Origin of the sequence: Pseudomonas sp. Je.1.5.c (assembly GCF_051129895.1) — a bacterium.
Lineage (GTDB): Bacteria > Pseudomonadota > Gammaproteobacteria > Pseudomonadales > Pseudomonadaceae > Aquipseudomonas > Aquipseudomonas urmiensis.
On sequence record NZ_JBCPSP010000002.1, the window covers coordinates 328162 to 338642 of the forward strand.

Consider the following 10481-nt stretch of genomic DNA (forward strand, 5'->3'; position numbering starts at 1 on the left):
GTTACTCCTTGCCTTGGGTTTCGGTCATGCGCCATATCAGCATAGCGACCGAAGCATTCATACGGAAAAGCGGGTCGTCCAGCGACTGCCCGCTCAATTGCTCGATACGTTGCATACGTTGGTTGATGGTGTTGCGGTGCAAACCCAGACGCTGCGCGGCCTTCAGGCCATTGCCGTTTTCCTTGAGCAGCGCGTCGAGGGTGTGCACCAGCGAATACGGGTTTTTGCGCCCAGGCGTGATCAACGGGCCGAGGGTCTGGCCGACGAAGTCGTCGATCAGCGAGCGGTCGACGATGCCTTGCAGCAAGCGCAATACACCTAGCTCGCTGAAGTCGCACAGGCCCGTGGCTGGTCGCAGGTTTTGCGCCACCTCCAGGGCCTGGCGCGCCTGATTTAGGGCCTGGCGGTAATGCGCGCAGTCCTCGGCGAGGCTCGACAGGCCCATGAACAGGCCCATCTCCCCCGCCACTTCCAGCAGCTGCCGATGCAACTCGGCCAAGGCCATGCGCAGGTCGCCATCCTCGGCCAACAACAGCACCAACAGATCGCCCGGCAACTGCGCCATCACCGCGCCTGGGCGATTACGGCACCAGGCGTGAAGATGATCTTCCAGCGCTTGGCGGGTGCTTTGCCAGAGACGCTCACCGTGCGCCGGACCATGGCGCTCGAACAACTCATCGACCGCCGACAGGCGTAGCGCCACCAAACGCCGCGGCCTATCCAGCGCCAGTTCCAGGTGCGCTGCGCGCTGGCGGGCGATGGCCAGGCTTGGGTAATCCCCAGTCAGCAATTGGCCCAGGATATCGTTGCGCGAGCGCCGTACCTGGCTCATCTGCACCAGCGCCGTACCGATCAAATGAGTGACCACCACCATCTTCAGCGCATAGGGCTGCTCGATCAGCGGCAGGCCCAACTGCTCGGCGCGCGCGATCACCGCGGTCGGAATACCCTGGATGAACGTGCCGCCGGTGAGGATCACCATCCCGGCAATGCCAACCGCCTCGCCGTCTTCGACCAGGCTCAACAGATTGGCCTCGCCGCGCGGATGGTTGATGCCGGTGACGAACACCAGCTCGCCGCCCATCACCCACTCGGCGATGCCCTCGTTCTCTGCCACATAAGGCCAGCGCACGCGCCGCTGCAGGTTGCGCGCCCCAGCGCGAACAGCCATGTCCTGCAGCCCAGGCAGACAGAGGATCTCTTCCAGCGCCAGGCTCACGGCTCGACCTGCGCCAGGGTGCGCCGCCGGCCACTGAGTTCAAGCAGCAGGATGTAGCACAGCGCCGAGGCGCCAATCCCCACCAGTGGCGCAACCCACGGCGAGCAATAGGCCAACAACGCGCCTACCGCGTAGGCTGACAAGCCCTTGAGGTTGTAGCGCGGCAGGCTTACCGACGCCAAGGCCGGATACTGACCACGGTGGCGATACCAGAAGTCGGCCATGATCACTCCGCCCACAGGCGGAATGATCGAGCCCAACAGCACCAGGAACGGGATCAGCAACTCGTACATACCGCCAATCGCCAGCACGATGCCTACCGCCGCCGCGACCAGGGTCGCCGTGCGCCGACGCTCGCTGCGCAGCAAATGGCAGGCCGCCGCCGAAACGTTGTAGATGGTCGGCCCCTGGATAGTCCACAGGTTCAGGCAGAGCATCACCACCGCCGCGAACGACAGGCCCTGGAGGATCATCACCTCGACGATATCCGCCTGCTGGTAGACCATCGCACACCAGGCCCCCGCGACCACCATCAGCCCGTTACCCAGCAGAAAACTCACCACACTCGCAGTCACTGCCACCCGCCCGCTGCGCGACAGCCGCGTCCAGTTGGTGGCCTGGGTGGCGCCGCTGGCGAAGGTCCCAAAGACCATGGTCACCGCCGCGGAAAAGCTCATCGCCTCATGCGGTATGACCGCCGCCAGCCCGGCAAAGCCCCCGGCATCGCGGGTAGCGATGACCATCGACACCACCAGCAAGACGAACATCAATGGCACCGACACCCGCGACAGCAGGTCCAGGCCCTTGAAACCGATGATTGCGGTGATGCTAAAGCCCAGGCCAAACAACACCATCAGCGGGATGGTAAAACCATCGGCCAGGCCAAGAAGCTTGACCAGCACGATCGCCACCGTCGCCGTGCCCCAGGCGTACCAGCCCAGTTCGGCAAAGCCCAGGAGAAAATCCGAAAGCCGGCTGCCTGCCTCGCCAAAGCAGAAGCGCCCCATCAGCACCGTGTTCAAACCGCTGCGCGAGGCGATGAAGGCCAAGGTGGCGGCGTACAACGCCAGCAAGCTGTTGCCGATGGTCGCGATCCACAGCATGTCGACGAAGTTGAAGGCCATGCCCAGCTTGCCGCCGGCGAACATCGTGCCGGTGAAGAAGGTGAAGCTGAACAGCACCATGGCAATCGGTAGCAGGCCCTTGCGGGCTGATTGGGGGGCTTCTGAGAGGGGGAATTCGCTGGGCGCGCTCATGGCTGGGGCTCCGGGTTGTCGATGGCAGCAGCTAGAGCAATATGTGGGCCGCTTAGGCGGCACGAGGAGCAGGTGGAAAAAGTCAGCAATTCGAATATCGATTTATATGCAACATGCATAGCTAAAACCAACTAAAGGCAAAATTATTGTGCTTGGAGACTCATTTTAAAGCATGCCTGCACTGTTTGGGGACGTGCTGAGTAGTTCAGAAACGAAGGCAACCGAGCTGGGCTTGACCGCTATTTACCCTGGACCGCATGCTCAGCCCCTTCCATCGGCGTTTTGCTTAACACTTCCCACTACCAAGCTTCTGCATCACGTCAGACGCTTCCGAAATGCCTTCCTTAGGGATGCATCTCTCTGCCATGGCCTGCACAATCGCAACCCGCGCCACGTGCGCACTGCACCCATGGACGCCGCGCCGGTCGCCAGCTCGACCGGCGGGCAAGAGAGATCAAACAAGGAAAGGCAATGCTTGAGGTACTGCTCTGCGTCACCCTGTTCATCATCGCCCCGGCGTTATCGGGCTATAGCGCCAATGTCTATGCCACACCACGCAAACGGGTCTGGTGCTATCGCCGCTACCTGATCGTCAAGGACTGGTCGTTGACGCGGCATGTGATGATGATCTTCGGCTTCTTTGCTGTCGTTCTTTACGCCACTGGCGCCCTGGCCAAGCTGGGCATGCCGCTCAACCCTCTCTTCGGCCGATCACTGCTGGGTTTGACCTGGTTGTCTGGAATGGCCTTCCTGTACTGCTACTTCGAGATCAGCAAACTGCGCGACCGCCTGCCGTGGAAATCCCTGGCAGGTCTGCTGGCGATCGGGGTGGCGACACTCTCGAAGGTTCTCGCCGATCACGTCATTGCCGAGCTGACCCACTTGCCACCACGCGAGTTGGTCGGCGCACAACTTCTGCTGAGTGTGATCATGACTGTGTCACTGTGGTCGGCGGGCGTGGCGATAGCGCTGGGGGCGGTGGTGTTCGGCTCGTTGTTCCTGATGCTGCGCTCTATGGTGCGCGACTACTTCAGCATGCGCAAAAAACAGAAATATGACGCGTTGCCTGACTTGGCTGCGGTGGTGGCGATCTACCTATGTGCGTTGATAGCGCTGACTGCGATGGCCGAACTCTCACGCAAATCGACGTATGAAAAACCAGCACGCGAGGCAATTGCCTTCGCTGCCTTCACGTTGCCGGCTTCCTACTGCGGCCTTTCGGACAAGCGTGGTGCCATGATTGCCCCACTTGCGAACGATACTGCTGCCATCGCTATCGCTGACGACAAGCTTGGCTATCGTTTCGAACCGATCACCTGTGTGCCGGCGAAGAAGAGCTTGACTGAGATCGAGGCATTGCTGGGTACCTCGGCTCGATAATGAGGCGAACGGGCGAATCACTGCGCTTTCGCAGAACAGGACCAATGCAAGCCCGGTGATGGCGCAAATCATTAGCAGCGGCGGTGCGCCGCTGCTACTTGTCCCCCGATTACGGCCGATGTCCGCAAAACTTAATGCGCTGTCGCTCCCGACTCGCCATGCAAGCCCAGCAACAGATCCTCTACCAACGCCTTGGCCATGCCATTGAGGTAGTAACCCGACCGCATCAACACTTCCACATCGTCCGGCCGGGCCATGGCGCGGCGGGTGAGCTCGGTCATACAGCTCAACATTTTCACCACGTCCTGCAGCACCTCTTCGGCTGCCAGCCCTGGCATCACCCGCAACAGCTCGACTTTGCCCTTGGGCGTATCGCAGGCAAACGTGGCCACACCTGTGGTCTTCAATTTCATAATCTGGTTCAACAGCGCTTGGTCGTCCATTGTGCTGCCCTTCTCTTGTCCATGATCGATAGGACCTCTCGCGCAACACCCCAGCACCTGCCAGACCGATTCAACGCAACCCTACGCGAATCTCTGCCCGTGGGACTGGTGGATGCTGGAGTGAAGCGCGACAGGCACGGCGAGACTAGACGTGCCGCCGGGGCGTCACAATGGGCTGAGCAGGGAAACGACGCCCTTGGGAATTGGACTACAAGAATTGAGGAAGAAAAGCGCGCTTTCCTACAAATTACCGACTTGCTTGAGATCACTGCCGGCAAGAACGGTTCTACAAAGCGTCCCGCGCTTTTCCTCGATACACCCGTAATACGTCCGCCATGACCGCCAGCGCGATCTCTGCCGGCGACTTGCTTCCCAGGTCCAGGCCGATTGGCATGTGCAAGCGTCTGATCTGCGCCTCGGTCAATCCACCGATACGCCGCAGGCGCTCAGCACGCTTGGCGGAAGTTGCCAGCGACCCCATGGCGCCGATGTAGAACGCCTGGGTATCGACCGCCTCCAGCAAGGCCAAGTCATCGATCTTCGGATCGTGCGTCAGTGCGACCACGGCCGTAGCGCCATGGCAGCCACCCTCGGCAATGAACAACGAGGGCAGCACGCGATGCATCTGCACGCCTTCAAGCTGCACATGCGCCATCTCTTCACGCGGATCACAGGCGATGACCTCGCAACCGAGCGTGCGGGCGATAGCAGCGCAGGCCTCGGCCACCGGAGATAACCCAGCCAGCAGCAAGCGCAGTGCCGGACCGATGCCGATCTCGACCACTTCCTCGGCCAGGCGCACGGCAACGCTGCTGTCGGCATAAACCTCGAAGCTGCCGCTTGCCAGCGCGATCCTGCGCGTTACCCGCTGCTGGCCCAGGAGCGCACTGCGCAGCGCCTGCAAATGCGCCAGCCAGCGAGCATTCGACTCACGACGTTCGACCAACACCACCAGCACGCCGCCGCACGGCAAACGCAAACGGCGGCTCTGCGCCTGCCCATCGCCATAGCGCACCACCTGCGCCGCGCGGGTAAAGGCTCCGCGCCCAAGGCTTGCGAGAAACTCCTCCTCGACGCAGCCACCCGACAACGAGCCCACGGATTCCAGCCCACCATTGCTGACCAGCATCGCGCCCGGGGAGCGTGGGGCCGAGCCATAGGTGGACAGTACCGTGCAAAGCCAGATCGTCTCGCCGGCCCGCGCCCATTGCAGGGCCTTGTCGATGACCTGCAGATCAAGATGCTGCATGTTCGCTTACCTCATTGGCATCGTTAACCGTTCTGCTAAAAAAGCCGCGCAAAGGCCCTAGGGTCTATGGCAGTGTTAGCGCTCTTGCCAGCCGCACAGTGATCCCCCATGCAGACTCGCAAAACCGGCGTTCGCGCCCAGCAGGCCGACCGCACCAAACACAACATCCTCCAGGCCGCGGTGAAGGTGTTCAGCAAGGAAGGCTTCACCGGTGGGCGCATCGAGCAGATCTCCTCGTTGGCCAAATCCAATGACCGCATGATCTATTACTACTTCGGCAACAAGGAGCAGCTGTTCATCAGCGTGCTGGAGCATATCTACGCAAGCTTCAACCAAGCCGAAGCCAAGCTGCGCCTGGACCTCTGCGACCCTGAAAACGCCCTGCGCGAACTGGTGGCGTTCATCTGGAACTACTACGTGCGCCACCCGGAATTCGTCACCATCCTGGCCACAGAAAACCTTCATCAGGGCAAGCACGCCAAGAAGTCGCAGAACCTCAAGGCGCTGTCCGGCGAGGCGGTCGGCGTATTGCGGCCAATCATCGAGGCGGGCCAGGCCCAGGGCCTGTTCCGCGCCGATATCGACATCAAGCACACCTACTTGATGATCGCCTCGCTGTGCTACTTCTATAACTCCAACCGCTACACCCTCAGCTCCTTCCTTGCCGTGGACCTGGCCGACAAGCAGGCCAAGTCCGACTGGCTGGCGTTCATCAGCGACCTGGCCCTGCGCGGCCTGCGCCGCTGAGCTTCAGTGGCTGCCAGGATTGGCACGCACCTGAGCACTCTTGGCCTGCAGCCCCTCCCAGGCCGGCTGGCTGCCAGCAAAACGCTGGCGCAGGTAAGCGGCAAGGTCGGCTACCTGGCGGTCCGACAAGCTGTCCTTGAACCCTGGCATGTAGCCCAGGTCGGGGGTTGCTGGATGGGCAATGCCATGTAGCACCACGCGCAGCAGGTTGTCTGGCAGCGCGCTATGGACGTTGCTATTGACTGCCATCGACGGGCTGACGCCGAACAGTTTCGGCCCAAGCCCATCGCTGTGACAGGCCAGGCAGGCGCCCTTGAATAGGCGCTCACCGTTACTCAACGAAACCTGCGAATCGACTTGTGGCGCGGGCTTGGCTGCAACCTGCTGCGGTGTGCCGTCGAGGGATGTCAGGTAATGGGCGATCGCCCGCACATCGCTCTGCGGCAAGCTGGCCAGCTCGCTGACCACCGGCCCCATGGGGCCTGCGGCAACGCCGTGCGTATCGGAAAAGCCAGTGCTCAGATACGTGAACAACTCACTCTCGCTCCACGGCGTCGCAGACTTGCCTAGCGCGTTCAGCGCTGGCGCTTCCCAGCCATCGACCATACCGCCGGCCAAATAGCTGGAACCGCCCTTTTCCGCGCCCATCAGGTTGCGCGGCGAATGACAGGCAGTGCAGTGCCCCAGACCATCGACCAGATAGGCACCACGATTCCACTGTGCGCTGCGCTGCGGGTCGGGCTGGTATTCGCCGCGCTTGAGAAACAGCGCGTTCCAACCCGCCATCAGCGGGCGCTGGTTGAACGGGAAACGCATCTGGTTGGCCGGCGCCTCCTGGCGGACCGGGGTCTGCGACATCAGGTAGGCGTACAGCGCCTGCATGTCTGCGTCGGTGATAGTGCGAAACGAGGTGTAGGGAAACGCCGGATACAGGTGGCGGCCATCGCGGCTGATGCCCTCGCGCATGGCCCGTTCGAACGCGGCGAATGACCAGCGACCAATGCCGGTTTCCGGGTCGGGGGTGATGTTGGTGCTGTACAGCGTGCCGAACGGCGTATCCATCGCCAGGCCGCCGACATTGACCTTGCCACCGCTGACCGTATGACACACCGCACAATCACCGGCCGCCGCCACTTGGCGCCCACGTTCGAGCATCGAGGCCGACCAGCTACCAGCGGCCGGTGGCGTTACCGGGGCGATCTCGGCGCGCCAGGGCAACGCCGTGGCCGCCATGCCCAACGCCGCGCCGATTACCCCGGCGAGCGAGCCGAACCACCATTTCGAGCGTTTGCTCGCGGGCTGCGCTGGCGGCTCAGGGGCCTGGTTTTCAGCGTTCAGCGCCGCGCGCACCCGTTCGGCGGTGATCGGCAGTTCGCGAAAGCGGATACCCGTGGCATCGAAGATCGCGTTGGCGATGGCCGCCGCGCTCGGCACCGAAGCCGACTCACCGCTGCCCATCGGTGGTTCATGTTGGCGCGGCAGCATCATCACATCGATCGCCGGCACCTCGGGGAAGGTCAGGATTGGGTAGCCACCCCACTCCTTGCTCGCCACTGTGGACTCCTCGAAGCTCACCTGTTCCTTGAGCACGCGGCTGGTCGACTGGATCACATTCCCGTGAATCTGATGCCGCACCCCTTCGGGGTTGACCATCATCCCGGCGTCATGACCGATCACCACGCGGGTCACGGCCACCTCGCCGGTGCGCCGGTCAACCGCAACATCGGCCACCCAAGCAGCCCACGCAGCACCAAAACCTGGGAACTTGCTGTGGATGTAGCGCGCGTAAGCGAAGCCCCGACCACGCAACACATCACCTTCGGCCGGGGTTTGCATGGGTTCGCTGCGCGGCTGCCAGTCGGCCCGTTCGGCGGTGGCTTTGACCAAGTCGATGGCGCGCGGATCGGACAGATGCTTGAGGCGGTACTCGACCGGATCGACGCCTGCGGCAAAAGCCAGCTCGTCGATGTATGACTCGTGGGCGAAGCTGTTGGGCATCGCCGACACACCGCGCATCCACGACGCGCGCACCAGCGGCGTCATGTCGTTGATGGTCACGCGCATGTGCTCATAGTCATACGGCGGGATCGAGGTCCGGTCGCCCATCTCGAACAGCGCCGGCACCGGTTCTACCGCGCCGGTCAGCAGCAAGGCCAAGGTGGGTGCGCCGTTGGAGGGATAGCTGGTCTGGAAATCGTAGGCGGCCACTGTGCCATCGGCATTCAGGCCGCCGTCGATTTCCATCAACTGTGCGGTGCCCTTGGGCTCCCAGGCATGCTCCTGCTCACGGGTCAGCTGCACCCGCACCGGGCGGCCGACCGCACGGGACAACAGCACCGCGTCAGCGCAGACATCGTCAGCGCAGTTGCGGCCATAGCAGCCAGCGGCTTCCATGCGGATGATCTCGATGCGCTGTTCGTCGCACGCCAACAACCAAGCCAGGTCTGCGCGCAGCAGGTGCGGGTTCTGCGTGCCGGACCAGACGCGGATCTGCCCCTCGGTAAAATCGGCCAAGGCGCACGACGGGCCAATCGAGCCATGCAGCTGATAGGGCCACAGATAACTGCGGCTCAGGCGCTGACTGGCATTGGCGATGCCGCCGTCGACATCGCCCTGATCCAGCACGGTACGCTGCACGCGGGGGTTGTCGCGGATCGCCTGGGCGATATCGCTCAGATCCGGCAGCTTGCCAGTGTGCGGTTTCCAGCTGATCTTCAGCGCTTGGGCGGCGCGAATCGCCTGCTCCTCACGCTCGGCGACGACACCGACGAAGTCGCGGATCACCACCACCGCGATCACTCCGGGGAGATGGGCGATGGAGTCATGGTCCACCGCCAGCAAGCTGTTGCCGACAAAGTCGCCGCTGTCGTGGCCGGCGTAGGGTGGGCGGACCACCCGGCCATGGAGCATGTCGGGCAGGCGCATGTCGTGGACGTAGGTCAGCTCGCCAGTGGCTTTGCCAGGGATGTCTACCCGCGCCGCACTGCGACCGACCAGGCGATAGTCGTCGACCGCCTTGAGCGGCGCATCCTCGGCAATCGGTAGTTGCTGGTTGTCGCCCTGAACCAGCTCGGCAAAACGCAGGCTACGGCCGTCGCTGCTGATCACTGCGCCCTCCTCCATGCGCAGCGCATCTGGCGCACAGCCCAAGCGCTGGGCAGCCTGTTGCAGGAGGAAGCGCCGCGCCGTGGCCGCGGCCTTGCGCAGCGGCACGGCGGAAATCTGCAAGGTGGCGCTGGCGATGGTCGCGCCCTGGTTGGGAGCGCGCTCGGTGTCGCCCAGTACCATGTGCACCTGATCCATGCGCAGGTCGAGCTCTTCGGCAACGATTTGCGCCAGCGAGGTGCGAATGCCAGTGCCCAGGTCGACGTGGCCGTTGAAGGCGTAGACCATGCCGTCGTCACTGACCGCAAGAAACAGCGCCAGCTCGCGCGCCTTGAGCGTGGGCGTCACGCCCTTGGCCACCGGCCCGGAGGGCGGCGTGATCTGGTCGACGATCAGCAATACGTTGCTTTTGCCCAGCAGTTGCTCGCGGCTGGGAACGTGTTGTGAGTGGTTCATGTTCAGCTCCGGATCTCAGGCCAGGCGGCCGGCAGCGCGGCGCACGGCGCGCAGGATTTCGACGTGGGTGCCGCAACGGCAGAGGTTGCCGGACAGCTCGTTGCGGATCTGCTCGTCGCTGGCATCGGGGATGCGGTCAAGCAGGGCCTTGGCGGTCATGATCATGCCGTTCATGCAGTAGCCGCATTGGGCCGCCTGCTCATCGATGAACGCCTGCTGTACCGGATGCGGCGCGGCCTTGCTGCCCAGCCCTTCGAGGGTGGTGATGTCGCGGTTGGCGGCGCCGGACAGCGGGATCACGCAGGAGCGTGCGGCGACGCCGTCGATGATCACCGTGCAGGCTCCGCATTCGCCTAGGCCGCAGCCGTACTTGGGGCCGTTCAGGCACAGGTCGTTGCGCAGGATCAGCAGCAAGGGGGTGTCGGCCATGGCGCTGACTTCGACGGGCTGACCGTTGATTCGCAGGGAGATGGTTGTTTGCATTGTTGGCTCATCTCTGGTGGTTGCATGCCGTTCAGGGCGAGTACCTGGGCGCTACCAAACAACTCAAATGGTGCGCTTGTTTAGGTAAGTACTCACTACATGAAATGATCAGGCAAGAAGCAGGCCAGGGATGATTCTGGGGG

8 protein-coding genes are annotated in these 10481 nt (G+C 62.9%); 2 read left to right on the plus strand and 6 right to left on the minus strand.

The window, feature by feature from the left end:
* Position 1 precedes the first annotated feature (1 nt).
* The gene (locus AAZU54_RS03410; RefSeq protein WP_434726534.1) at positions 2-1219 is read right to left on the minus strand and encodes a PucR family transcriptional regulator; all 1218 of its coding nucleotides are present in this window, start codon (positions 1217-1219) and stop codon (positions 2-4) included.
* Positions 1216-2475 carry a cytosine permease gene (codB, locus tag AAZU54_RS03415; protein ID WP_186553598.1) on the minus strand — a complete coding sequence of 420 codons (1260 nt, stop codon included), beginning with the start codon at positions 2473-2475 and terminating at the stop codon, positions 1216-1218. Before codB ends, AAZU54_RS03410 begins: the two co-directional genes overlap by 4 nt.
* Before the next feature lie 471 nt (positions 2476-2946).
* Here codB and AAZU54_RS03420 point away from each other — a divergent pair, with 471 nt between their 5' ends.
* Positions 2947-3855, plus strand: a complete 909-nt coding sequence (locus AAZU54_RS03420; protein WP_405128991.1) for a hypothetical protein — start codon at positions 2947-2949, stop codon at positions 3853-3855.
* A gap of 131 nt (positions 3856-3986) precedes the next feature.
* Here AAZU54_RS03420 and AAZU54_RS03425 read toward each other — a convergent pair whose 3' ends face one another.
* Both AAZU54_RS03425 and AAZU54_RS03430 read right to left on the minus strand, forming a co-directional pair.
* The gene (locus AAZU54_RS03425; protein ID WP_186553600.1) at positions 3987-4268 is read right to left on the minus strand and encodes a DUF3077 domain-containing protein; all 282 of its coding nucleotides are present in this window, start codon (positions 4266-4268) and stop codon (positions 3987-3989) included.
* Between the two features lie 316 nt (positions 4269-4584).
* Positions 4585-5547 (minus strand): XdhC family protein, encoded by a 963-nt coding sequence (locus AAZU54_RS03430; RefSeq protein ID WP_186553601.1) that lies wholly within the window; start codon positions 5545-5547, stop codon positions 4585-4587.
* 108 nt (positions 5548-5655) lie between these two features.
* Between AAZU54_RS03430 and AAZU54_RS03435 the strand changes: the two genes are divergently transcribed.
* Positions 5656-6294, plus strand: coding sequence for a TetR family transcriptional regulator (locus AAZU54_RS03435; protein ID WP_186553602.1), 639 nt, complete (start codon positions 5656-5658; stop codon positions 6292-6294).
* Positions 6295-6297: 3 nt separating this feature from the next.
* Here AAZU54_RS03435 and AAZU54_RS03440 read toward each other — a convergent pair whose 3' ends face one another.
* Both AAZU54_RS03440 and AAZU54_RS03445 read right to left on the minus strand, forming a co-directional pair.
* Positions 6298-9855: a molybdopterin cofactor-binding domain-containing protein gene (locus tag AAZU54_RS03440; protein ID WP_434726535.1), complete on the minus strand. Its 3558-nt coding sequence runs from the start codon at positions 9853-9855 to the stop codon at positions 6298-6300.
* Positions 9856-9870: 15 nt separating this feature from the next.
* A complete protein-coding gene (locus AAZU54_RS03445; protein WP_428624259.1) occupies positions 9871-10338 on the minus strand; it encodes a (2Fe-2S)-binding protein in 468 nt (155 codons plus the stop codon).
* Positions 10339-10481: the final 143 nt, after the last annotated feature.